Annotated in this window: 25 protein-coding genes; 5 read left to right on the top strand and 20 right to left on the bottom strand. The window is 41.0% G+C overall.

The annotated features are described in order from the left end of the window. Positions 1-157 precede the first annotated feature (157 nt). Positions 158-700, bottom strand: a complete 543-nt coding sequence (locus tag DH10bf12_RS11155; protein ID WP_471735364.1) for a peroxiredoxin — start codon at positions 698-700, stop codon at positions 158-160. A 232-nt stretch (positions 701-932) separates the two neighbouring features. On the opposite strand from DH10bf12_RS11155, the gene DH10bf12_RS11150 reads away from it, so the two are divergent. After that, positions 933-1,787, top strand: a complete 855-nt coding sequence (locus DH10bf12_RS11150) for a mechanosensitive ion channel family protein (RefSeq protein ID WP_471738227.1) — start codon at positions 933-935, stop codon at positions 1,785-1,787. Positions 1,788-1,852: 65 nt separating this feature from the next. Here the strand turns inward: DH10bf12_RS11150 and DH10bf12_RS11145 are convergent, their stop codons facing one another. The 6 genes from DH10bf12_RS11145 to DH10bf12_RS11120 all read right to left on the bottom strand — a co-directional run bounded on the left by DH10bf12_RS11145 (position 1,853) and on the right by DH10bf12_RS11120 (position 7,096). Continuing rightward, entirely contained in the window at positions 1,853-2,968 is a 1,116-nt protein-coding gene (locus tag DH10bf12_RS11145; RefSeq protein WP_471735363.1) for an N-acetyldiaminopimelate deacetylase, read from the bottom strand. 77 nt (positions 2,969-3,045) lie between these two features. Beyond that, entirely contained in the window at positions 3,046-3,759 is a 714-nt protein-coding gene (gene dapD, locus DH10bf12_RS11140) for a 2,3,4,5-tetrahydropyridine-2,6-dicarboxylate N-acetyltransferase (RefSeq protein WP_404408881.1), read from the bottom strand. Positions 3,760-3,873: 114 nt separating this feature from the next. Next, a complete protein-coding gene (locus tag DH10bf12_RS11135; RefSeq protein WP_471735362.1) occupies positions 3,874-4,737 on the bottom strand; it encodes a LysR family transcriptional regulator in 864 nt (287 codons plus the stop codon). Positions 4,738-4,749: 12 nt separating this feature from the next. Further along, positions 4,750-6,243, bottom strand: a complete 1,494-nt coding sequence (locus DH10bf12_RS11130) for an MDR family MFS transporter (RefSeq protein WP_471735361.1) — start codon at positions 6,241-6,243, stop codon at positions 4,750-4,752. An 18-nt stretch (positions 6,244-6,261) separates the two neighbouring features. Continuing rightward, positions 6,262-6,711, bottom strand: coding sequence for a cyclic-di-AMP-binding protein CbpB (gene cbpB, locus DH10bf12_RS11125; RefSeq protein ID WP_404408876.1), 450 nt, complete (start codon positions 6,709-6,711; stop codon positions 6,262-6,264). Positions 6,712-6,838: 127 nt separating this feature from the next. Further along, on the bottom strand, positions 6,839-7,096 hold the full coding sequence (locus tag DH10bf12_RS11120) for a YkuJ family protein (protein WP_471735360.1): 258 nt from the start codon (positions 7,094-7,096) through the stop codon (positions 6,839-6,841). A 264-nt stretch (positions 7,097-7,360) separates the two neighbouring features. Here DH10bf12_RS11120 and DH10bf12_RS11115 point away from each other — a divergent pair, with 264 nt between their 5' ends. Continuing rightward, a complete protein-coding gene (locus tag DH10bf12_RS11115; protein ID WP_471735359.1) occupies positions 7,361-7,606 on the top strand; it encodes a glutaredoxin domain-containing protein in 246 nt (81 codons plus the stop codon). 22 nt (positions 7,607-7,628) lie between these two features. Here DH10bf12_RS11115 and DH10bf12_RS11110 read toward each other — a convergent pair whose 3' ends face one another. The 6 genes from DH10bf12_RS11110 to DH10bf12_RS11085 form a co-directional block, all read right to left on the bottom strand. Beyond that, the gene (locus DH10bf12_RS11110; RefSeq protein WP_471735358.1) at positions 7,629-7,835 is read right to left on the bottom strand and encodes a hypothetical protein; all 207 of its coding nucleotides are present in this window, start codon (positions 7,833-7,835) and stop codon (positions 7,629-7,631) included. A gap of 263 nt (positions 7,836-8,098) precedes the next feature. Continuing rightward, positions 8,099-8,851: a 2,4-dienoyl-CoA reductase gene (gene fadH / locus DH10bf12_RS11105; RefSeq protein ID WP_471735357.1), complete on the bottom strand. Its 753-nt coding sequence runs from the start codon at positions 8,849-8,851 to the stop codon at positions 8,099-8,101. A 127-nt stretch (positions 8,852-8,978) separates the two neighbouring features. Further along, positions 8,979-9,203 (bottom strand): hypothetical protein, encoded by a 225-nt coding sequence (locus DH10bf12_RS11100; protein ID WP_471735356.1) that lies wholly within the window; start codon positions 9,201-9,203, stop codon positions 8,979-8,981. Positions 9,204-9,288: 85 nt separating this feature from the next. Beyond that, on the bottom strand, positions 9,289-11,373 hold the full coding sequence (locus DH10bf12_RS11095) for a putative bifunctional diguanylate cyclase/phosphodiesterase (protein ID WP_471735355.1): 2,085 nt from the start codon (positions 11,371-11,373) through the stop codon (positions 9,289-9,291). A 107-nt stretch (positions 11,374-11,480) separates the two neighbouring features. Beyond that, positions 11,481-13,562, bottom strand: coding sequence for an RNA degradosome polyphosphate kinase (locus DH10bf12_RS11090; protein WP_471735354.1), 2,082 nt, complete (start codon positions 13,560-13,562; stop codon positions 11,481-11,483). An 11-nt stretch (positions 13,563-13,573) separates the two neighbouring features. After that, the gene (locus tag DH10bf12_RS11085) at positions 13,574-15,115 is read right to left on the bottom strand and encodes a Ppx/GppA phosphatase family protein (RefSeq protein ID WP_471735353.1); all 1,542 of its coding nucleotides are present in this window, start codon (positions 15,113-15,115) and stop codon (positions 13,574-13,576) included. A 78-nt stretch (positions 15,116-15,193) separates the two neighbouring features. Here DH10bf12_RS11085 and DH10bf12_RS11080 point away from each other — a divergent pair, with 78 nt between their 5' ends. Next, positions 15,194-15,631, top strand: a complete 438-nt coding sequence (locus tag DH10bf12_RS11080; protein WP_471735352.1) for a YkyB family protein — start codon at positions 15,194-15,196, stop codon at positions 15,629-15,631. Between the two features lie 76 nt (positions 15,632-15,707). On the opposite strand, the gene DH10bf12_RS11075 is transcribed toward DH10bf12_RS11080, so the two are convergent. The 4 genes from DH10bf12_RS11075 to corA all read right to left on the bottom strand — a co-directional run bounded on the left by DH10bf12_RS11075 (position 15,708) and on the right by corA (position 19,777). Further along, positions 15,708-16,613 carry a chemotaxis protein gene (locus DH10bf12_RS11075; protein WP_471735351.1) on the bottom strand — a complete coding sequence of 302 codons (906 nt, stop codon included), beginning with the start codon at positions 16,611-16,613 and terminating at the stop codon, positions 15,708-15,710. Between the two features lie 85 nt (positions 16,614-16,698). Then, positions 16,699-17,148 (bottom strand): TlpA disulfide reductase family protein, encoded by a 450-nt coding sequence (locus DH10bf12_RS11070; protein WP_471735350.1) that lies wholly within the window; start codon positions 17,146-17,148, stop codon positions 16,699-16,701. A gap of 116 nt (positions 17,149-17,264) precedes the next feature. Further along, a complete protein-coding gene (locus tag DH10bf12_RS11065; RefSeq protein ID WP_471738226.1) occupies positions 17,265-18,590 on the bottom strand; it encodes an MFS transporter in 1,326 nt (441 codons plus the stop codon). A 185-nt stretch (positions 18,591-18,775) separates the two neighbouring features. Beyond that, a complete protein-coding gene (gene corA, locus DH10bf12_RS11060) occupies positions 18,776-19,777 on the bottom strand; it encodes a magnesium/cobalt transporter CorA (protein ID WP_471735349.1) in 1,002 nt (333 codons plus the stop codon). A gap of 142 nt (positions 19,778-19,919) precedes the next feature. Between corA and DH10bf12_RS11055 the strand changes: the two genes are divergently transcribed. Beyond that, positions 19,920-21,050 (top strand): aminotransferase class I/II-fold pyridoxal phosphate-dependent enzyme, encoded by a 1,131-nt coding sequence (locus tag DH10bf12_RS11055; RefSeq protein WP_471735348.1) that lies wholly within the window; start codon positions 19,920-19,922, stop codon positions 21,048-21,050. A 45-nt stretch (positions 21,051-21,095) separates the two neighbouring features. On the opposite strand, the gene DH10bf12_RS11050 is transcribed toward DH10bf12_RS11055, so the two are convergent. Continuing rightward, positions 21,096-21,959, bottom strand: a complete 864-nt coding sequence (locus DH10bf12_RS11050) for an NAD(P)-dependent oxidoreductase (RefSeq protein WP_471735347.1) — start codon at positions 21,957-21,959, stop codon at positions 21,096-21,098. Between the two features lie 90 nt (positions 21,960-22,049). Here DH10bf12_RS11050 and DH10bf12_RS11045 point away from each other — a divergent pair, with 90 nt between their 5' ends. Then, a complete protein-coding gene (locus DH10bf12_RS11045; RefSeq protein ID WP_471735346.1) occupies positions 22,050-22,706 on the top strand; it encodes a GNAT family N-acetyltransferase in 657 nt (218 codons plus the stop codon). Between the two features lie 126 nt (positions 22,707-22,832). On the opposite strand, the gene ptsP is transcribed toward DH10bf12_RS11045, so the two are convergent. Then, positions 22,833-24,551: a phosphoenolpyruvate--protein phosphotransferase gene (gene ptsP / locus DH10bf12_RS11040; RefSeq protein ID WP_471735345.1), complete on the bottom strand. Its 1,719-nt coding sequence runs from the start codon at positions 24,549-24,551 to the stop codon at positions 22,833-22,835. A gap of 2 nt (positions 24,552-24,553) precedes the next feature. Further along, a complete protein-coding gene (locus DH10bf12_RS11035) occupies positions 24,554-24,817 on the bottom strand; it encodes a phosphocarrier protein HPr (RefSeq protein WP_471735344.1) in 264 nt (87 codons plus the stop codon). Positions 24,818-24,988 lie beyond the last annotated feature (171 nt).

Genomic DNA, 24,988 nt, shown 5'->3' with positions numbered 1-24,988 from the left:
CCTTCTATTTAAATAGTCACCTCTTAAATATATCGGTTTTCGAAATATATTTCCACCTTTATTTGAATTTTTTCTCATTTCTTACTATTCCTCAGCTTATAGGTTTGCCATTAAAAAAAGATCAGCCTGCAGGCTGATCTTTCATCGTTCATTTGTATTAAAGTGTTTTTTGACCTGGCTTCCAGTTAGCAGGGCAAAGTCCACCTGTCTGTAGTGCCTGTAGTACACGTAGTGTTTCATCTACATCACGGCCGATATTGTTGTGGAATACTGTCTGATACATTAACTCGCCTTCAGGGCTGACGATGTAAAGTCCGCGAAGTGCAACACCTTCATCTTCAATCAGTACACCGTATTCGCGGGATACTTGATGGTTTGTGTCAGCTGCAAGCGGATAATTCAGATCGCCAAGACCATTGTCTTTGCGCTCTGTGTTGATCCATGCAAGATGAGTGTGGATAGTATCAGTAGAAACCCCGATTACTTCAGCATCAAGGTCTTCGAATTCATCGTAACGATCTGACATTGCAGTGATTTCAGTTGGACATACAAAAGTGAAGTCCATTGGATAGAAGAATAATACTGTCCATTTATCTTCTTTCATGTTTTGTTCTAGGCTTACTTTTCCAAATTCTTTGTTAGCAAGTACTGCGTCCATTTCAAAGCGGGGCGCTTGCTTGCCTACCATACGTTCTGCCATTAAAAATCCCTCCAAATAAAAAATGTACACCGGAAAAAGAAAATTCTCTTTCCAATTAAACTCACGATTCCAATCATAATATACTGAAATTGAATAGTCAATTTTATAAAGAATGAATACCTAAAAACCTAAAAATCCCTATCGAAACCTTGATATACGTTTTCTCATTTGTTATAAGGGTATAGTAGGACGATAGATTGTACAGTAGAAAGGATGACAGTCATTGGATCAGTTGTTGAATTTGAACGCACTTGGCGCAAGACTTGCGGACTATGCATGGGGCGCCTTATTGATTGACATTGGAATTGTAGCTCTGAAAATAATTGGGATACTGATTGTATACTTAATTGTCAGAGCGATCGGCAACAGAGTACTTTCAGGTGTTTTCGCTAAATATGAAACCCGTGAGAATATCTCCGTCGGAAGAGCCCGCACATTAGAAAGCTTAACCAAAAACGTTTTTGGCTATGCACTGCTCTTTATTTTAATCGTTACAATTTTGCAGCTTGTCAATATTGATGTAACTGCATTGATCGCCGGTGCCGGTATTATTGGTCTAGCAATCGGTTTTGGTGCACAGGGACTTGTGAGCGACGTGGTTACCGGATTCTTTATTTTGCTCGAGAAACAGATTGATGTAGGTGATTACATCACGACTGGTGAATTCTCAGGCATTTGTGAAGAGGTAGGCTTAAGACAAACTAAAATCAGAGGCTTTGACGGCACGCTTCACTTTGTTCCTAACCGTGAAATTACAAGTATGAGTAACCACTCACGCGGCAATATGCGAGCGATGATTGATATCGGTATCTCATATGATGATGATATTGATCAGGCAATCAAAGTGCTGCAGGATGTATGTGATAAAGCAGCTGCTTCTAACAGTGCAATTCTCGATGGTCCAAATGTAGTTGGCGTGCAGGAGCTCGGGTCTTCAGATGTTGTAATCCGGGTGATTGGACAAACTGCTAATATGGAACAATGGGCAGTTGAAAGAGAGTTAAGGAAAGAAATGAAAGAAGCACTTGATCGCAACGGTATTGAAATTCCGTTTCCTCATCAGGTGTATGTACAGAAAGAGGCATAATTTTAAGAGCCTGGGGGTTTCCCAGGCTCTTTATCATTTTGCATGAACAATTCATTAAAAAGATATTACTTACTTCTTAAGTAATCTATAATAAATTCAATGGCAGGATCAATTGCTCTCTCATCCGGATTTAGCTTTGAATGATGGAGTCCATACTCTGAACCAACCCCAAGCCAGAACATGAACCCCGGGATTTCCTTCAGGAAATAACCAAAGTCTTCTCCAGTCATGGCCTTTTCACATTCGATACACTTGATGCCCTGGTGTTTTTCGGCGAATGTCATGAATTCACCGGTTAACTGGTGGTCATTATAAACCATATAATATGGCTGGTTAAACTCTGCCTTCACCTCACAATCAAACGCTAAAGCAATCCCATCACAAATTGCTTTTACTCTCGTTTTGAGTGTCTCCATTACTTCAGGGTCCAGGCTTCTCATCGTGCCATTCAGTTCAGCTGTTTCAGCGATGATATTTCCAACTGTCCCTGCTTCAAGTTTTCCAACGGTTACTACCGCACTGTTCAAAGGATCAATCGATCTTGCAACAATTGACTGCAGCTGTGTAATCAGGTGCGCCCCCGCAACAATCATGTCTTTTGTTTTATGTGGATAGGCTGCATGGCCACCTTTCCCCTTCAGCATAATTTTCAGTTCAGATGTATTGGCGAATAGGAGACCTTTTTTAACAGCGACTTCTCCTGCCTGGTATTCAGGTGCGATATGGAGTCCCATAATTTCATCAGGCATCCACGCATTCATCTCTTCAGATTGCAGCATACGCTCTGCACCGCCCGGGCCTTCTTCTGCAGGCTGGAATATAAAAAGAATATTGTCCCTTAAGGGTTTCTGCGCTAAGCCTGAGAGAATGCCGAGTGCGATACTCATATGAAAATCATGACCACATGCATGCATAAAGCCTGAATGTTCGGATGCAAATGGAAGTTCAGTCTGTTCAGTAATTGGTAAACCATCAATATCTGTTCTATATGCCAGTGTTCTCGGCTGTTCGCCATTCCCTCTGACTAAAACAAAAATACCTGTCTCCCAGGTTTTAATTGTTAAAGCATCCTGCGGGAGAGTGTGAATAAAATTAAGCAGATACTGCTGGGTTTTAAATTCATGATAGCCGACTTCCGGTATTTTATGAAGATCTCTGCGAACCTGAATAAATGAATCCATTTCATTACACCTTCCAAACGATAGTTTTTATTCATGAAAAAAACGCAGAATGTCATCTGCGTTTTTTAAAACAGCTATTACAGCTGACGAAGTTCCTGCTTGATTTCTGTTTTAGACTTAGTTTTTTCATCAATTTTCTTCAGTACTTTTGCAGGTGTTCCTGCAACCACTGTGTAAGGTTCTACGTCTTCAATAACAATTGCGCCCGCAGCTACAACTGCTCCTTTACCGACTGTTACACCTTCTAGAACGACTGCATTTGCACCAATCACAACATCATCTTCTACAATGACAGGTTTTGCTGAAGGTGGCTCAATTACGCCGGCAAGTACTGCGCCTGCACCGATATGACAGTTCTTACCAACTGTTGCACGGCCGCCTAAAACAACGTTCATATCAATCATTGTCCCTGATCCGACAACTGAACCGATGTTGATTGAGGCACCCATCATGATAACAGCATTATCACCGATTTCAACCTGGTCACGGATAATTGCTCCCGGCTCGATACGCGCTTTAATATTTTTCATATCAAGCATTGGAATAGCCGAGTTTCTGCGGTCGTTTTCAACGACATAATCCCAGATCTGGTCTGTATGCTTTTCAAGTGCCGGCTGGATATCAGCCCACTCGCCGAATACGACTCCTGATCCTTCAGATAGAAATGTTTGAGAACCGTCTCCGAAGTTAATTTTGTGCAGATCTGCACCTTTTACGTACACTTTTACAGGCGTCGATTTTTTCGCGTTCTGTATATAGGAAATAATTTCATTTGCATCCATTGTATTCATCTGAATTCCCCTCTCAATCTTTTGTATCAATATACAACTGACTTTTACTTTATCAGATCACCGTACCACAACACAAGTGATCAATATTAGAAAATTTCATTTAATTGATAAATCTTAATCCAAATGTTTCTGTACAGATTCTATAAAAGCTTCTACCTGCGGGAGTTCAAATGCTGACTGATAACCGATCAGCCAGGTATCTCTTTTTAGCGTCTGCTCCTCTGTGTGAAGCGGTGTGCAATAGACGCTTTCCTGACCGGTCAATGTGATTGACGGGAGGATTGCATAACCGATCCCGTTAAGCGCCATCTGCTTACATGTTTCGATCTGATCTACAAGGATATTCTGACGTGGCGAGATCTGAAATTGTCTGCTCCACCACTCCTGAATTTCCTGATAATACGTTGAATCACTTTTAAATTGAATGAAAGGTCTATCGGTTAAGTGCAGGTCTTCCACCCGTTTAATTTCTTTATCCACCAAATATAACTGATCCTGAAACAGGTGCATTTTCGGACCTTTCCAGTCAGGTGTTCCGCGGATAATGCCAACGTGTACTTCCCCGTTATAAACAGCCTGAAGAATTTCACTGCTCCAACCGGTCATCAGTGAGATTCTGGCATGGGGATTTGTTTCAACAAAATCCTTCAATACTTTAGGCAGCCAGTTCTGACCTACTATTGATGCACACGCAATCTTGAGGGTTCCATATACTTTCGAGTCCATGGCGAGGATCTGTTCTTTTACTGCTTCTTCTTTTTTAATGATCTCCCTTGCCATACCAACAATCATTTCTCCTGCCGGTGTAAGCGTTAACCCTTTTTTAGACCGTATAAATAATGGTTTCTGCCATTCTTTTTCAAGTGTCTGCAGGCGCTGAGACAGCGCAGGCTGCGATACGAAAAGTCTTTCAGCAGCTTTCCTCATATTCATTTCTTCTGCCAGTACGTCGAGCATACGGTAATCAGAATGATTCATCTCACATACATCCTATTCATTTCGAGGTAAGAACAGTATAAACAACAGGCTGATCACTGCAACGGCAAACACAATAAAATAAACGATATTTAATCCGTCTGTCATTGCGATTTGAAGCTGCTCTAATACGGCCGGTTCAATCTGACTTCTCTGCTCAGCTTCTAACAGCCGGTTCACCGCATCTACTCCGAGAGACTGGACTTCCGGATTCTCATTATTTTCAAAAGAAGACCTGATTGAGGAATTTAAAATCCCGCCAAGCAGCGCAACTCCAACCGTGCTTCCAAGGTTTCTCATAAACATATTCGCTGCAGTTGCTGCACCGCGAAGCTTCCACGGAACAGAGCTCTGAATCGATACGATAAATGAAGTGGTTGTCAGTCCCATTCCCACTCCTACAAAGAACGATGAAATGGTTGGCCAGAGCGGTCCATATTCGGGCTCCATTAAAACAAACAGGAATGAGCCGACAATAAGTGAAATCCCGCCAATCAGACTTGTCCGATAGTAGCCGATTTTAATCAGCAGCCTTCCTGCCACTGTTGCTGCGATCGGCCAGCCTACTGACATTGCAGTAAGAGTAAAACCGGCAATGGTTGCACTTTCTCCCATTACCCCAGTCACAAATGCAGGAAGATAACTGGAGATACCGATGAGCAGAACACCTGTAGTCAGGGATACAATATTTGCAATGAAAATTGCGCGATTCTTCCAGATTGAAAATGGCATCATCGGATCAGCTGCTGCTAATTCGTGTCTGACAAACAAGACAATAATCACTGCAGATACAGTTAGCATGATAAGAGCAGTTGGTGAGAGCCATGGAATAGAAATGCCGCCCTCCACTAATAAATATAAAAGAATCGTCAGCCCAACTGATAAAAGAACAGCACCTTTGTAATCAATTGGTGACGTATTCTTTTCAACATTTTCTTTCAAAAACAGCCATAACACTGTTAAAGACAGAATACCAAGCGGCACATTAATCCAGAATACATACTGCCAGCCGATTGTCTCAACAAGAAGGCCCCCAATCGCAGGACCCATAACAGCTGAAATTCCCCATACACTCGAGAGATACCCCTGGATCTTTGCACGCTCTTCCTTTGAATAGATATCACCTACTATTGTAGAGGCAATTGGCATAACCGCTCCAGCCCCGAGTCCCTGAATAAAACGGAATACAATCAGCCATTCCATTGTTTCAGCAAAACCGCACAGGATTGAGCCGAGCAAAAACAGTGACATCCCCAATGTCAATACAGGCTTTCTCCCAAAAATATCTGAGAGTTTACCATATAAAAGAACAGTCACTGTACTCATTAAAAGATAAGATGAAAAAACCCAGCTATACAGCTGGAATCCTCCCAGATCAGCTGTAATAGCCGGCATAGCTGTTGAGACAATCGTTGCTTCAATTGCTCCGACAAACATTGCCAACATGACAGCTGCCAATATAAACGGACGGTATTTCAATTCACGGTGCTCATGTTCTGAATTCGACATTGAGAAGCTCCCTTGACGTTACGAACGCTGAATTTGTTTGTGAATATGACGCTGCAGCTGCTTGAGCATCACTCTTCTGGTTAGCAGCCCTTCAAAGTATCCTTCAGGGCTCATGACACACACAAATGGATGGTCTACGAGAAGGTTCAGTGCAAACTGGAATTGATCCTGTTTTTTTAGTGATGGGATGTCTGAAAGCATCACATCTTTTACTTTCTTTTCATTTAGTCTGCTAAATTCAATTTCTTCAAGTCCAAGCATTGAATCCGTAATCATCTGAACGCTGATCAGCCCTTTCAGGTGATATGTTGCATCGAGCACAGGAATAGATGAATAACCACTTTTGGTCAGCACAAGTAAAGCATGCTCAGCTGTATTCATTTCCTGCACGTGTGCTATTTTTTCAGATGGTATAATATATTGACTGATTGGCGTCTCTAAGAATTCTTTATGTTCTGTAGTTAACATCAGTTAAACCCCTTTTACAAAATCTCTCTTTACATATCATAACATAATCTCATTCTTGCCCCACTATGTTGCTGATGGTTTTATCTAAAAAAACCCATAAAAAAAACCGGATAGCCCGGTTTCTTTATTACGCCTGATTATTATTTTCTTCCTGAAGTAATTCATAAATTTCAATCGCAGTCATATCAATGTTGTCGAAAGGATATTTTTGCGGTTTTTGATCTTTATCATACACTTCAAGCTCGAACGTATCATTTGTGCCGAAATACTTAACCTGACACACTCTTTTGCCGTTCAATTCGAAAAAGCGGGAAGGAACATCACCTGACTGATCCTGTTCCTGCAATGTTTTAAGTCTTTGAATAATACCCATCAGTTGAGACATGTGGTATTCTCCCTTCTGTTTGTTGATCATTTCATTATAACATTTGATTAGGAGTAACAGATGATAAAGAATTAATTTTGACGAAATCTCCATCATCATTCCCTTATTCGGCTCTAACAAAACAAAGAATACTATAACACACATCGCCAACTCATAACAGCGCAAATTCAGGATCAGTTCATTCAGACTGCAAATTCTTTGACACAGCATGGTATTTACGGGAAACTATGTGTAGAGATAAATCGTTAAAAGGATGTGAGCATCGTGCAAAAGGTAACTTTGTACACTCAGCCTCAGTGCCCTCCATGTGAAATTGTAAAGCGTTTTTTCAAAGCAAACAATATTCAATTTAATGAGATAAATATTAAAGAAGATCTGTCTTCTCAGGAGTACATGATTAAAACGCTGGAGTCCTATTCGACCCCAACGGTTTTAATAAATGACCAGGATGTTGTCAGAGGTTACAACCTGGAAGCACTGGCTGAAAAGTTGAATATTTCTTGTGACTAAACCGGCCCTCATGCCGGTTTTTTTATATCATATAATATAAAATGATCCCCACGCCAGCGATCCCTGCAAGGCTGTATATGATAATAACCGGGTTAAAGAGAACAGGGTGATTCTGCACCTCGTCAGAAACCTCATCACGTTCACCTTTTTTACCCGCTGCCTGCAGCGTACCTGCAAGTCCGATAATACAAATTAAAACAATCACTGATATGGTGAGTATTGTAACCAAGCGATCGCCACCTTTAGTCTTTAATCATAAGGTGGTCAATTCGTTTTAAATTATACCTTTAAGATATTTAAATGTTATAAAAATCACCTTATGTAAAGGATCATTTTTTTACTGCCCAGCTGGTAATTACCACTCAGATGAGCAAATCCTCCGGCAGCAAAGAAGGTGTGAGCCCGCGGCAAATCCGGCGGGCTTCACTGTCCAATCTCGGAAAAACATCCTCATCCCGCTGTAATCATCAGCAAACATTACAAAGTCAAAAATTAAAAAGGAAATGCATTCAACCACTGACCCCCATCAAGCGTGACACATTCACCGTTCATATAGGCGGCGTCATCTGAGAGCATAAATGCCGCAAGTCCTGCAATTTCCTCCGGCTTTCCAAGTCTTTTCAGTGGAACACTTTGCAAAGTTCTCTGAGCTGCTTCTTCAGACTGAAACAGCTTTTCTGCTCCGCCTGTTCTCTCAATGGGACCCGGTGCAATTGCATTTGCTCTGATGCCGTATTTATGCCCCCATTCAACAGCAATTGTTCTTGTCAGCGACAATACCCCTGCTTTTGCTGCTGCTGAATGCGCAACACCTGCGCCTGCATTCCATGCATATGTAGCAACCATGTTAATGATGACACCTTTAATCTGATGTTCGATCCAGTAATCCCCTACTGCTTTTGTACAATTGAACGTACCGTTTAAGACGATGTCGATCACTGATCTCCATGCATTTGCAGACATCTTCTCAACTGGACAAATGAAGTTTCCGGCAGCATTATTAATGAGTCCATCTACTGTGCCAAAATGATGAACTGCTGCTTCTACCATTTCCACTGCCATGTCAGGCTCACGTACGTCCATTTGGAAGTACTGAACGTCAGAGCCGATCTCTTCTGCTGCCGCTTTCAGTTTTTCTTCATCTCTTCCCGTGATTAATACAGAGTGTCCATCATCCGCAAGCCTTTTTGCCATATATTTCCCCATTCCGTTTGAACCACCGGTTACGATATAAACTTTTCCCATCTGAATCCCTCCTGAGTATAATGAATGGCTATTCATTCATTATACTATCAATTTCTGTCATATTCAATTTAATCCTGAGAAAGCGGAGAAAATAAAAAACTGATCCAGCCCGTGAGGCCAAATCAGTTTACTGATGATGATCCTGATGAATTGTATTCTTATGTTGCAGCTTGGCAATCGCGCGTACAATTGTTTTTTTCTTGTTAAAGCCAGTTGCAGATACATGTTCATTATTTAGTTCCGCATAAACCGTGCCCTTTGAATTTTCTTCATTAAAACCTTCGATATACACTGTAATCACACCTGGGTTTACCGGAATACGAAGGATATTGAGTGTCAGCCCTTTTTTCAATTGAAAAAGCTCCTTTAGTAAAATACTTAAATTCTGCACAACAGCTTTACAGTAAACTACTAAAAGAAAAATGTCAATCTATCTTTTATCCGATATTAAGCAGCTTCTTTTCCATTTCAGCTGAAGGTAGCGGTTTACTGAAAAAGTATCCCTGTCCCTTCTGGCAGTGTTCTTTTCTTAAAAAGGATACCTGTGCCATCTCCTCCACACCCTCTGCGACAACTTCAAGACCCAGGCTGTGTGCAAGATGTATGATGGTTTTTGTAATGGCTGCATCCTTACATTCAGACTGGATTTCCCGAACGAATGACTGGTCAATCTTTAATATATCTATCGGAAAAAGCCTGAGATAATTTAAAGATGAATAGCCGGTACCAAAATCGTCAACCGATATTTTGACACCAACTTTCTTCAATTTTTTCAGCATAATTAAAGTTGTATTCATATTACTCATTGCACTTTCAGTAATTTCAATTTCAAGCAGGGTTGCATCAATATGATATTTATTCAGCGCATTCATAATGGTCTGATCAAAATCTGTCTGTGCAAATTGCTTTGGAGATATATTAACAGCGATACGGATATGGTCGATGCCCTGTAGGGCCCATGTCTGAAGCTGCAGGCACGCCTGATCGATCACCCAAGCTCCAATTGTATGGATCAATCCGTTTTCTTCTGCAATAGGAATAAATTTTGAAGGTGGTACTGCTCCAAACTTTCTGTTATTCCATCTGAGAAGCGCTTCCACGCTTGATATTTCACCATTTTGCAAATCTACCTGAGGCTGATAATGAAGAGATAGTTCATTCAATTCGATCGCTCTTCTAAGATGAGTTTCCATAATCATCCTGTCCGGTAAAGCCTGTGTCATCTCGTTGTGATAAATGCCTACACCGGGTCCCCCTGCCTTCTTTACCGCATGTAAAGCCTGAGCCGCACGATTGATCAGAACTTCGCTATGTATGCCATCTGCAGGGAATAAACTGATCCCGATGCTTGCTGTGACAAAGTACTCCTGGCTGTCAATATTAAACGGGTCTTGAAATAAGGTCAGAACCTGATCAGCAAAGTATTTGGATTGAACCTGTGTTGTGTGATGCAGTAGAAAAACAAATTCATCCGCGTTAAGCCGGTATAATGAATCCTTTTCACCAAGTAACGTCCTTAACCTTCCTGCTACTTTTTTCAGCAGTTCATCTCCGGCGTTAAACCCGAGCGTATTATTCAGTTTCTTAAAGTTATCCAGATCCAGACATAAGACAGAATGAGTATCTCCAGTCAGCTCTGATTGTTCATCGATATGCAAGCTGAATGCCTGCCGGTTATATAATCCGGTCAACCGATCGTGAAGATAGAGAAAATCCATTTTTTCTTTTGTTTCCTGCTCACTGGTTGCATCACGGATTATCATAAATACACCTCTGGCTTGTCCCTGAACGATAATAGGTACAAACTTTGCGTGTACAACGATTGCTGTACCTTCTGCCGTTGAAGCAGGAATAAAATGAAGTTCATGCGGGCCATCTGTGATTGCTTTTTGAATACAATTAACCGCATTAAATGTTTTCCCAACTGTAAATAAAGCTGAAACAGGCTGATCCACCAGGCGGTCAGCCTCTGCACCAAATATTTTGACTGCAGCCTGATTGACGGAGGTAATGACACCATTCTCTGACAATGTCAAAACTGCATCCAGGTTATGCTGAATGATTGATTGATAGTGCTCATGCAGATTCCTAAGCTTTTCCTTCTCGCTTTCTTCATCCGTCACATCCCGGACAACCGCAACAATATAACTGCGTTGACTCTGATCATCTGACAGCGCAGTGAGATTGGTCTCATAATGAACTGATTGACCATCTATATGGATCAGGTCACGATAACGAAAATCTTTCGTGCTCTTTTTTGCATGTCTGTATAAACTGATCAGCTTTGAGCTAAGGCTTCCCATCACCTCCTGAAGACTCTTCCCAATAATCTGATCGTCTTTTTTATCAACAATACGAAGAGCAGACTGATTTGCATATTTATAAATAAATTCTTCTCCAACCTCTTCCATAATGAAAACTGCATCTGCAATGTGTTTTGTAATAATAACTGAAAGCATATCAAACATTTTAGTTTGAAAATCTTTTTGAACATCAATTGACTGTAAGTGTGAGGTTTCCATGAGTCCATCCTTCCAAGAACCGTACTGCCTTAATCATTCCAAATTTCATTTTCAAAGTCAATCAAATTGTGAATCTTTAGAATCAGTCAGATGGTTATATTTACTCATCACTCCTCCCCTTCACTGATTCTATATGCCTCCTCCAGGCATATTTTCTGTGCATGGATTTCAGCATCTTCGCCTTTATCAACATATGAATAAACGCCGTTTTGATCCTGAACTCTGGCTTTCATATTATCTGAGAGTTGAAGGACCAGTATGTTCTTAATTCTGGTTTTATGGATCTGCTCAGTAACCGGGAACAGCAGTTCAACCCGTTTGTCCATATTTCTAGTCATCAGATCGGCTGATGAAAGAAGACATTTTTCTTCACCGTTATGATAAAAATAATAAATTCTGCTATGCTCAAGGAATCTGCCAACAATACTTCTGACAGAGATATGCTCACTTACTCCCGGAACACCAGGTTTCAGACAGCAGATCCCCCTAATAATCAATTCAATTTTCACCCCGGCAGCAGATGCCTCATAAAATTTCATAATAAGCGGCTTATCAGTAAGTGAATTCATCTTTGCAATAATATGCCCATTTTTATGTTTTTTATGAAATGCTATTTCCTTATTAATCATTTCAATAAATGCATCACGTATTGAAAATGGCGCCACAATTAAATGATGATAAGATGGTTTTTCTGTATACCCGCTCAGATAATTGAAGAAATTCGTCGCATCTGTACCGAATTTTCTTTTCGTTGTGATAATCCCCATGTCTGTATAGATTTTCGCTGTCTGATCATTGTAATTTCCGGTTCCCAGATGGACAAACCGTTCAATTTTCTGATCTTTTTTACGGACAATCAGTGTAATCTTGCTGTGAGTTTTCAGAAAAGTCATGCCATAAATGACGTGACAGCCTGCTTTTTCAAGCTCTTTAGCCCACTGCACATTGTTTTCTTCATCGAATCTGGCTTTTAATTCAACAAGTACAGTCACCTGCTTACCATTTTCAGCAGCTTTTTTTAATGCATTAATAATGGGTGAACCTCCACTTACACGGTAGAGCGTCTGTTTAATGGCGAGTACATCAGGATCTTCAGCAGCTTCATCAATAAAATCAATAATCGGATTAAAAGATTCATAAGGATGATGGAAAAACAGATCTCTTTTCAGCGCTTTGTCAAAAATATTCTCCCCCGGCTGCAGGTCGCCCGGCGGCTGGGGAATAAATGATTCAAAGATCAGATCATCCTTATCTTTTGAGCATGCTTTTATAAAATCAAATAAACAGGTTAAATCCAATGGCCCCCGGATTGAATAGACGTCTTTTTCTTCAATTTCGAGTTCTTCAGTCAGCATAGAAAGCAGTTTTTGCGGAGCATCATGATGTTCGATTTCAAGCCTGACAGCCGCTCCCCATTTTCTCTTTTTCAGTTCTTTCTCAATTTCAAGAAGTAGGTCGCGGGCCCCTTCTTCATGGATGGTTAAATCTGCATTTCGCGTAATTCTGAAAAGCAGATTTGAAGTCACACTATAGCCGACAAATAGTCTGTTTAAGAAGTGTTTGATCACATCTTCAAGCATGATAAATTCATAATCCGTGATCGAAGGCAGCCTGATAAAGCGGGGCAGGACAGATGGCACCTGAACAATTGCCACCTTTTTTTCCTGTTGTTTACTTGATAGTTCAACAATGATATTGAGACTTTTATTTAACAAGATCGGAAATGGCCGGTAAGCATCCACTGCGAGCGGCGTGAGTACAGGAAATACCTGCTCCTTGAAAAAATGCTCAGTAAATATCTGCTGCTTGGAAGACAGGTCATTGACTGACTTAATAGTGATATCTTCTTTTTTTAAGTCCTTTTCAAGTGTGGAAAGTGTCTGGTACTGCAGCTTAACAAGGTGATGTGTTTTCTCTGAAATCGCACTCAGCTGCTGCTTCGGGGTGAGTCCAGCTTTATTTTCAGGCTTTGTAAAGTTTGCTTTCACCTGATCCTTCAGACCAGCCACACGTACCATATAAAACTCATCGAGATTTGAACTGAAGATCGCAAGAAACCTGAGACGTTCAAGCAAAGGGTTATTCATATCAAATGACTCTTCAAGGACTCTCTGATTAAACGCCAGCCAGCTTAGTTCACGATTGTTAAAATATTCAGGTTTGCTGAACTTCTTATTGTTATGTCCCATAGTAATCTCTCCTAGGCTTCCTGTTTAATTGGAATAAAGTCGAGTACGAGTGAGGATTTCAAAGTCTTCTCCAAATGCTTTTTTTGTTTATTCGCCTGATATTCTTCTGCTAAAGTGCGTCCTTCAGCATAAAAGCTTAAATATAATTTCTCTTCTTTTTTTCTCATTTCGATCTGGTTAATCAGGTTTCTCTTTGACCCATTCAAGCTGTATGCCAACTTAACTAAAGACCCAATCAGTCTGATTTCATAGAGCTCCTCATCACTGAACCAGCCATCAAATGGCTCTAAGAACTGCTGGAACATTGATTTACTCTTGAAAGAAGCTGCCAAAGCAAGTGCAATTCGGTCTTTATGTAAAACACCATCGATTGACCGATTCGCAATAATATAAAAGGTATGCTGACTGCTTGAGTCTGAATCAATATATTCACCAAGGTAATAAAGGAAAGCCGCTCTTTTAAGCAGCTGCAGTCCTTTTTCTGACTCGCTCACCTCTCCCAGAGCGCCAAGTTGAGAGTACAATTCAGTTGCCAGAGAAATCATATGCTCCGCTTCAGACTTTTCAATCGCGTAATCAAAAGCAAGCTCGTTCATACTCGATAGAAAAACCTTCTCTTTATCAAGCGGTGCATCATACTTTTTCATCAGTTCTCTAAACACTATGCCATCACGGAGACCCTTCCTGCTGAACATAAAACCTTTGGCAGTAACAATGTCATACAGCTCACAAAATACCTGTGAAGCCGGCGCAATAATATCTGTCCGGTCACTTGATAATCCGTCCAGTTTTTCTAGCTCATCCTTTGTCATGTCAACCAGTTCGTCGTTTACCTCTTTCAGATCGTTCTCTGTCATCCAGTACTGATGAACACCTGCAACCGGATAATTAACAGACTGCTGATGAATCTGCGCAATATTCCGTGCACTTCCACCGATTGCGACAATAGGAACTTTCTTATCTGACAGCCAGTCCAGGCTTAAAAAAGATTCTCTCAGAAATTTAATCAGTTTCTTCCTCTCGCTTTTCGTCATCTGATCACCGGCCATAAAATCTTTCTTCAATGATACTGCTCCAAAAGGGAAACTGTGTGAATGTATAAGCTGCTTATGTTCATAATAGGTTACTTCAGTACTGCCACCACCAATATCAATCGTGACGGCTGACATGACAGGGGTAGAATGAATCACAGCAAGGAAACCAAAGAATGCCTCTTCTTCCTCTGTCAGAATTTTAATATTGATCCCCGTCTTTTCTGTCATTCTCTTAACGATCTCATCGCTATTTCTTGCCTGACGTACTGCTGCCGTTGCTGCTGCACGAATATCTTTAATTCCGTGATACTCAATAATTTCTTTAAATGCCAAAAGCGCTTCTTCAAGGATTTCTTCACCCTCACCAGTCAGGTTCTGGTCATCATCAAGATACATTTTTAAGCGGGCAACAGTTTTAATATTCTCGATCTCTTTCATTCCATTTTCAGGATCATATTCATATAGAACCAGTCTGATCGTATTTGATCCAATATCAATAACTGCTGTTTTATTCTTCAAGCTTCATCACGCTCCAACTTTAAATTTTCAGTTATTTGATGTATACTTGTCCAAATCAAAGGAAAAGGTAGTGACAATATGAGTGAACCCTCAGAACTTTCTTCAGAAAGAATTGCCCAGGCTATTTTCACCGTCAATAAACATGCAAAAACAGCACCGGATTCAAAATTTTTGTATCAAATGAAAAAAGCAGCGATTGATCAGATGCTGAAAGAAGGAAAAGCCAAAAAAGTCGGGCTCCAATACTCCAGAAATCCAGGGTTAAGTCAGCAGCGTTCAGACTTATTAGTAGAATGTGCAAACTATATGTTTCACATCCCTCCCCAAAAGACAGACTTCAAAGAACTCCCGCATCTCGGTAAGCTTTCAGACAATGTAAGAAACCCCAAAACCAGAATGAATCTCAGGGAAGCTAAGAGCATTTTGCAGTCCTACACAGGTCTTAAATCAGCACCTGCACAAAACCAGCAAAAACCGGCTTATCAGCGGCCTGTATTCAAACGGCTCGGTGAATAACTTATATTACTCTCTTCCCTTAACTGTATAAACAAAAAACCGGAGCAGCTGAAATATTTAACTGCTCCGGTTTTTATTAAAGAATTAACCGGTCGATTGAATGAATCAGCTGATTAATCTCAGGCTTACTAATCTGATCATCAGCTCCCACTCTACTTCCTTTATGCTTTAAGTCGTCTGTGATTAACGATGAAAAGATCACAACAGGCAATTTTTTCAGATTCTGATGTTCCTTAATCCGTTTTGTTAAATGATGTCCGTCCATCTGCGGCATTTCAATATCAGTAATAACAAGCTGAACGTGATCTTCAATTTTTGTCTGCTCAGATGTCAGTGATTCAAGATAATGCAGCGCATCCTGACCATTCTCAAAAAACTCAGCCTGATCATACCCTGCTTCTCTCAGGGTATCTGATAGCAGCTGTCTTAGAAGCGGTGAGTCCTCAGCAACTACCAGCTTTTTCTCTGATCTTTCTCTCGCTCCAAGCTTCTTGACCATTCCTACATTTATGCCTGTTTCCGGATTAATCTCAAGGATAATACTCTCGAAGTCGAGCAAAAGCAGCATGTCAGCATTCCGCTTAATCACACCAATTACTTTTGTATGGTTACTCTGATACATATCAGATGGCTTTTCTATCTGATCCCACGAGACCCTGTGAATCATTGAAACGTTATCTACATGAAAGACTACTTTTTGTTGATTGAATTCTGACACAATGTATTTTCCCTGTGAATTTGTTTCAAAAGTCCCGCTTCCAAGCACCTGTCTCATATCGATTACAGGTAACACTTCTCCTCTCAGCTGGATAATTCCTTTTATATAATGATGAGAATGTGGAATTGGAATAACCGGCACAGGCTGTATAATTTCTTTTACTTTAATTACGTTAATCCCATACTTACTCCCTTTCACTTCAAATTCAACGATTTCCAGCTCATTTGTCCCGCTTTCAAGCAGGATGCCATTTTGTTCTGTCATATGTATCTCTCCTTTTACGTCCATAACAAAAAACTTCCTTCACCCATTATATCGGGTAAAGGAAGTTGTTAATGAAGTGGTCAAATCATTTTTCTTCAGTATCAAGCACTCTGTTCAGTCGCTTACGGAGCATTTTCATCCCGCTGCCGCCTGCCTGGAAATGACGAAGCTGACCTTCTTTATCAAAAACGTAATAAGCTGGTACATACTGATTTTCAAATGCTTCAGTCAGCTTATGCTCACTGTCCACATAAATTGGCTGTGAAATATCGTGTCCCTGTGCAACCTGCTCAATGACCTGCATATCAAGATCATCTTCAGATCGAGGCATATGAACCGCAACCACGTTCAGGTTTTCTTCATATTCATCACGCAGTTCATTAATGTCAGGCATTGCTTCTTTACAAAGGTGGCAGCTGACTGACCAGAAATGAATGAGTGTTGGTTTTTCCCCGACAAGATCTTCTCTTGTCACTTCACTGTTTAACCATTTTACTGCGCCTTCCATTTCAGGCATTGGTGCTCTTAGTTTCATTTCTAATTCCTCCTGGTGGCTTTCTGAACCCGTAATGCTTTTTACTAACGGGCTTTACAATTTAAAATCATTATTAAAAAACACAATTTCCATTATAGGAATGACTGTCCTCAGAGTCAAGTTTCAGCGTGTGGTTCAGGCTGCTTAACTTTTATAAGCAGGATCATGCCGATCACTGCCATGACAATGAGTGAGGAGAGCGCAATTCTGCTCGCAAGCTCGCCATATTCCCTCAGATTCAGCGTAATGGTTCCATAAACAGCCGGTCCGATAATAGATGAGACTTTACCTGAAAAAGCAAACAGACCGAAAAACTGTCCTCTTTTTTCATAAGGTGTCAGGTCAATAATCAATGTGCGTGACGTTACCCACATTGATCCAAGCGCAATACCAATGAGTGCGCCTGCAATCCAGAACATCCACTGTTCTGTTGCAAGTGCTGCGATCGTCAGCGCTGTAATTAAAATAATGGATACCAGCATCACTCCGATTTTCGCACCGGTTTTTTTAGTAATATACCCGAAAATGAATGATCCTATCACTGCAAAAATGGTTGAACCTAAATATAAAATAATGAATTGTCCGCTCGAGAAACCGACAACAGCTGTCGCATAGATCGCCATAATTGCGATCGTCGTTGCAATCGCATCATTTAAGAAGAAATATGACAGCATAAATGTAAATGTATTCTTATGTGATTTCATTTCTTTAAATGTTACATAGATTTCCCTGTAGCCAGTCAGAAAGTGCTCTTTCTTCACTTTCTTTGCAGGCGTATCCTTCAGGAAAAAGAATAGAGGAAGTGAAAAAAGTAAATACATCACTGCAGTCGGGATAAACGCCTGCTCCGGACTGCCTTCCTGCACAAACAAATAAACTGAGAGGCCGACAATCGTCCCTAAATATCCGACAGCTACACCAAATCCCGAGATTAGAGGAATCTCCTTCTGTGTTCCGAGATCACTGAGCATCGTGTCATAAAAAACGAGGCTGCTATTAAAAAAGAATTTTGCAGCTACAAATGCAATGACGACAAAAAACAGATTAATCGGGAGGTTGAACCATTCTCCTGCCATATCAGTTACAGCAAAAATCCCCATTAGGAATGTTCCGATGATCGATAGTGAGGCCAGCCAGACAATGTACTTCTTTTTTTGCCCTGTCCGATCGATCCATACCCCGTAAAGCGGTGAAAAGACCACAAGTAAAAAGCTTGCAAATGCGTTCGCATATGAGATAAATGTACTTGCAACCTGCTCCATTTCAGCACTTCCGCCAATTTGGGCATCCAGATAAAACGGGAAAAATACAGTATTGATATTTGATGAAAAGATTGTGTTCGCAAAATCATATAAAGCCCATGATAGGATCGGCAAAGTAAAAAACAGCTTCATGCCACTTCTCGGTGCCTGCTCATTCCGGTTCAAATGTCTCTCCCCCATTTCTTTCCTGTACACTTCCATAACTGCGATTCAAAAACCTTTTTTATTGACATTAATTTTATGTAAACGTTCATAAAAAGCCGGGGAAACATATTGTCCCCCCCGGCTTTGAAATCGTTCTGTGATAGATCAGCCCGATCCAGCATAGTCACCCAATTATCTCCGGACTAGCGCATGATTGATGTTTAACGCTTAAAAATTCTTCTCCTCTTTTTCTTTTTCGATCGTGAGAATTGCAGCCAACCGATCTTGCGAAAGATGCTAAACATCAACACGGCAATGATAAACATGATACTGAGGAGCACAAAATATCCATATTCAAATTCAAGTTCCGGAATAAATACAAAGTTCATCCCATACAACCCCGCTAAAAAAGAAAGTGGCATGAAAATAGTTGTAATGACTGTCAGTGTCATCATAATGTTATTCATTTTATCCGAGCTGACTGAAATATAGTTATCCCTGATATCTGATGAAAATTCCCGGTACGACTCCAGCATTTCTGTCAGTTTAATAACATGGTCATAGACATCAGAAAAATATAATTGCTGATCTTTTGTTAATGCCACATTTGTTCCATTCAGTAACCTGTAAAGCATGTCCCTCGTTGGAACGAGAGACCTTCTAAGCTTTTGCATATCATGCCTGACATCAAAAAGTCTGTCCATCAAATCATGTGAAGAGTTCTCATCTGTTTTTTCCTCGATTCTGTTCAGTACATCTTCAATACCGTAAACAGAAGGAAAGTAGTCGTCCACAGTCATATCTAGAATAGAATGAAGAAGCCCGATCGGATTCCCTTCTCCTGTAAGTCCTTCCCCTGCAAGCTGCCTATCCCAGATCATATCAATCATCTTTAACTCATCATAATGCCACGTGACGATCAGTTTATCATTTACAAATACGTCGATCTCTTCAGCTTCATATGTATCCTTCGTTAAATGATGTAAGACAAGAAAAATATATTGATGATAACTGTCAAACTTCGGACGCTGATACCCTTTTTCCACACAGTCTTCTATTGCAAGCGGATGAAAGGAGAATGTTCTTGATAATTCTTTCCCTTCGCGCTCAGATGGTTTATTAAAGTCGACCCACATCCATCTCAGGCTGGCTTTTCGAGCTTCTTTAATCGAATCAAATTGTGTCAGGCTGCCACCTGCTGTCATGCCCAAGACTCTGATCATCCTCTTCACCTCCCGTACTTCATAATTGTTATTTATCCAAAACTGCCGTTCTTTAATCAAAAAATCGTTCAATCGTGTTATCCATTATTAATTTACGGTACAATAACCTGTATATACGGAATGCTAAAAGGAAGTGATTGTAATGAATGAAGCAGTAAAACAGATCGAAATATCCGGGATCCGAAAGTTTTTTAATAAAATTCATCATATAGACGGCATGATCTCACTGACAATCGGCCAGCCAGACTTTCCAACTCCAACACATATCAAAGAAGCTGCAAAAGAAGCAATTGATCATAATCATACAAATTACACACATAATGCAGGCATTATAGCACTGAGAAAAGCAATCTCTGCCTATATGATGGATAAATATCATTTGAATTACCGGGCTGAAGATGAGGTAATCGTAACGAATGGCGCATCACAGGCAATTGATACAGCACTCAGAACCATTTTGTCTAATGGTGAAGAAGTCATTTTACCAGGTCCTGTTTACCCCGGCTACACACCAGTCATTAAACAGTGTGGTGCAGTACCTGTATTTGTGAACACAACTGCTCACCATTTCAAAATGACTGCCGACATGATCAGACCTCATATTACTGAGCAGACGTCCTGTATCATCTTGCCCTACCCTTCCAATCCGACCGGAGTCAGCCTGAATCGTTCAGAACTGCAGAAGATCGCTGATTTGGCAGTGGAGTTCAACTTATTGATCGTGGCTGATGAAATATATAGTGAACTGACTTATGATGAGCCGCATGTGTCAATGGGGACAATTGCAAGAGAGCGCACAATTACCATCAACGGTCTTTCTAAATCTCATTCAATGACCGGCTGGAGAATTGGTGTGTTAATGGCGCCTGAGCATATTGCGTCACAGTGCCTCAAGGTTCATCAATACACGGTTTCATGCGCTTCTTCTATCTCACAGCATGCTGCGCTTGCAGCCTATACAGCAGGGAAGAACGATGCTGAACCGATGAAGGAAGCCTATAGAAAAAGAAGGGCACTGACAGAGGAAAAGCTGAATGAGCTCGGCTTTAAAGTTGTTAAACCGGACGGGGCTTTTTATTTCTTTGCTGGCATACCGTGCGAAAAGACAGCTGAGCAATTTGCACTCGAGCTTGCTGAGCATGCAAAAGTCGGAGTCGTCCCAGGGACAGCATTCGGTCATGAAGGAGAAGGTTATATCCGGGTCTCTTATGCGTGTTCTGAAGAGCAGCTCAATGAAGCCTTCACACGGATGAAAGAGTATTTATCCAAGTAAAAATACACCCTTTGCAAACAAACGGGTTTGCAAAGGGTGTTTTACTTACAGCTGATCCTCGTATACTTTATACAATGCCTGGGTGCCTTTATCTGAAAAACCGATCGTCTGAGCCTGCTCATAGGATTTTAATGCAAGCTCAAGTCCCGGGAGAGAAAGTCCCATCTTCCTGCTTTCTTCAAGAGCAATTTTCATATCCTTGATAAAATGGTGAATATAAAAACCCGGCTCATAATCTCCTTTTAAAATACGGGGAGCAAGGTGGCTTAAGCTCCAGCTGCCTGCAGCACCCTGCGAAATACTTGCAAGCACCTTTTCAGGGTCAAGACCGGATTTTACTGCATACGTGAGCGCTTCACACACCCCCATCATAGTAGACCCAATGACAATCTGATTGCTCATTTTTGTATGCTGCCCGCTTCCTGCTTCACCATGATAAACAATGTTCGAACCGAAAGTCTCAAGAACAGGCAGAATTTCGTCAAATATCATTTTCTCACCGCCAGCCATAATAGAGAGCGTGCCGTTTTTGGCACCAGTGTCACCGCCTGATACAGGGGCATCAATGATATGCAGACCTTTTTGCTTCCCTTCTTCAAACAGTGTTATAGCCAGCTCTGGTTTTGAAGTTGTCAGATCCACACAAATAGTCCCTTCTTCCGCAGCCTTTAAAATGCCATGTTCACCAGTATAAACTTCCTGAACGTCTTCCGGATAACCAACCATAGTAAAAATCAGCCCACATTTAGAAGCAAGAGCCGATGGCGTTTCCTGCCATACCGCTCCCTGATGAATCAGTTCCTCTGCTTTCTTTTTTGTGCGCGTATATATATGTACCGAGTGCGTTTTTAACAAGTGCTGCACAATCGACTTTCCCATCACACCTGTACCGATAAATCCAATTTCCATCCTGATCCCTCCTAATAAATATTTTGACTCACTTTTAGAAAATTGCAAACGATTGATTCTGTTGGTAAGATTGGCAAAAAGGAGGGTGTTATGAATAAGAACCTATTTATTTTTAAACATGATAAGAGATATGAAGTGAATGTAAGAAATTACAGTGAAAAAGATTTTAAAGATTTGATTGAACTTCAGCGAAAAGCGTTTCCTCCTCCCTTCCCGCCGGATCTGCTTTGGAATCACGAACAGCTGACTTCACATATTACTAGGTTCCCAGACGGTGCTTTATGTATCAAGGTTGATGGAAAAATAGCCGGCTCCATTACTGCACTCAGAACCAATTATGCGAATGAAAGCCACACGTGGGAACAAATAACGTCAGACGGCTACATTACAAACCACGAGGATGACGGTGAGGTCATTTATATCGTTGATATTTGTATTGATCCTGATTACAGAGGGCTTGGACTTGGAAAAGAGCTAATGAGAGCAATGTATGAAACAGTCGTCTACCTTGGAGTTAAAAAATTGGCTGGCGGCAGCAGAATGCCGGGTTATAAGGATGTTCGTAATGAACTTTCCATTGAAGAATATTATGAAAAAGTTATTCAGGGGAAGTTGAGTGACCCGGTTGTTACTTTTTTGATGAAGGCTGGAAGAATGCCTGAAAGATTGATGAAACATTATCTTGAAGACGAAGATTCAGCTGATTCCGCTGTCCTGATGACTTGGAAAAACCCTTTTTTCACATAAAAAAAGAACCGGATTATGGGGGGAATCCGGTTCAAAAAAGGGAAATCAGAATGAAAAAGTATGCTTGTACTACTAATATACTTCCCCCTGTTCATTCATCTAATCCCAATTTCAGTAACATTTATATTACAAATTGATTTCTTTTTTTACAGCCTCAATCACTTCATCATTTGTTGAAAGTGTCAGTACATGGTCAGCCAATGCTTTCATTTTATCATCTGAAAGCTGCTTGATCTGTGTACGTGCAGGCAGAATAGATGTAGCGCTCATTGAGAATTCATCAAGTCCAAGTCCAAGGAGGATTGGAATTGCAATTTCATCTCCGGCCATCTCACCACACATGCCAGTCCATTTACCTTCTTTATGAGAAGCATCGATGACCATTTTAATCAGACGAAGAATCGCCGGATTATAAGGCTGATACAGATATGAAACTCTTTCATTCATACGGTCAGCTGCCATTGTATACTGAATCAGGTCATTGGTACCGATGCTGAAGAAATCTACTTCCTTAGCAAACTGGTCTGCCATGACAGCAGTAGATGGAATTTCAACCATAATACCAACTTCAATAGAGTCTGATACTTCAACGCCTTCTGTAGTCAGCTCTTCCTTCACTTCAAGAAGAAGTGCTTTTGCAGCTCTGAATTCTTCAAGATTTGAAATCATCGGGAACATGACTTTCAGGTTTCCGTAGGAGCTGGCACGTAGTAGCGCACGCAGCTGTGTACGGAACAGATCAGTCTGCTCAAGGCAAAGTCTGATCGCACGGAAGCCAAGGAATGGATTCATTTCTTCAGGCAGGTTCAGGTAAGGAAGCTCTTTGTCTCCGCCGATATCGAGCGTGCGGACGACAACAGGCTTACCTTTCATACCTTCTAATACCGCTTTATAAGACTCGTACTGCTCATCCTCTGAAGGCAGTTCAGTACGTCCCATATATAGAAATTCTGTACGGTAAAGGCCAACTGCCTCGCCGCCGTTATTCGTTACTCCATCAAGATCCCCAGGTGTCCCGATATTCGCAGCAAGCTCAACATGACGGCCATCAGCCGTTACTGTTTTGTCATCTACAAGTTTTGCCCATTCTGCTTTTTGATCAGCAAAATCGGCAGCTTCCTGCTTGTATTTACTGATGATTTCTTCAGTCGGATTCACATGAACTTCACCGTTCAGTCCGTCTACAATGACCATATCACCATTCTCAATCGTCACAGTCGCTTCTTTCGTTCCTACAACCGCAGGAATTTCCATAGAGCGGGCCATGATCGCTGAGTGGGACGTACGGCCACCGATATTTGTTGTAAATCCTTTAACAAACTCACGGTTTAACTGAGCCGTGTCAGAAGGCGTTAAGTCGTCAGCGATGACAACCACTTCTTCTGAAATCATGCTCGGATTAAGTACTTTTACACCAAGCAGATGTGAAAGTACTCGCTTTGTAACGTCACGGATATCAGCAGCACGTTCTTTCATGTACTCATTATCCATCTGTTCAAACATCGTAACAAACATATCCGCCGTTTCTTTTAATGCTGCTTCAGCGTTAACCTGCTCGCTTTTGATCTTATCCTCAATTGGAGAAACCAGCTCAGGATCACTTAAGACAAGTAGATGCGCTTCAAAAATTGCGGCTTTATCTTCACCAAGTTCAGTCTTGGCGCGTTCACGGATTACTTCCAGCTCCTGTTTCGATGTCTGTAGTGCTTCCTGGAAGCGCTGTACTTCCTGATCTGCATTCTCAACTTTTATCTGTTCGAATGAAAGATCAGGCTCTACTAGACGGTAAGCCTTTGCAATCGCGATTCCGCTTGATGCTGCAATTCCTTTAAGTACTGAAGACATTCTTATGCCAGACCTTCGTTTTTAAGTGTTTCTTCAAGACTTGCCAGCGCTTCCTCTTCATCGCTTCCATCAGCATAAATCGTGATTTCAGCATCTTTGCCTACTCCAAGAGACATAACACCCATGATTGACTTAAGGTTTACTTTCTTCCCTTTATACTCAAGCTGGATATCAGAATCGAACTTACTTGCGTTCTGTACAAGAATTGTTGCGGGACGTGCGTGAATTCCAGTTTCTGCTGTTACTGTAAAAGTTTTTTCTGTCATGATTGATCTTCTCCTTTTCTACACTTGTATTTACAACATCACCTTAATAAGTTAACGAATTCAAACGTTGCCGTCAATAAAAATCGTTCACTTGCGGGCGATGAGTTAAAACTATCTCTTTAAATCATAAGAATAGCATGACGACGGTATAAGCACAACGAATTTGATATG

This window comes from Jeotgalibacillus sp. 10bf12, assembly GCF_055597105.1.
The sequence above is the reverse complement of the archived record's forward strand: the minus strand, read 5'-3'. Positions and strand labels throughout refer to the sequence as shown.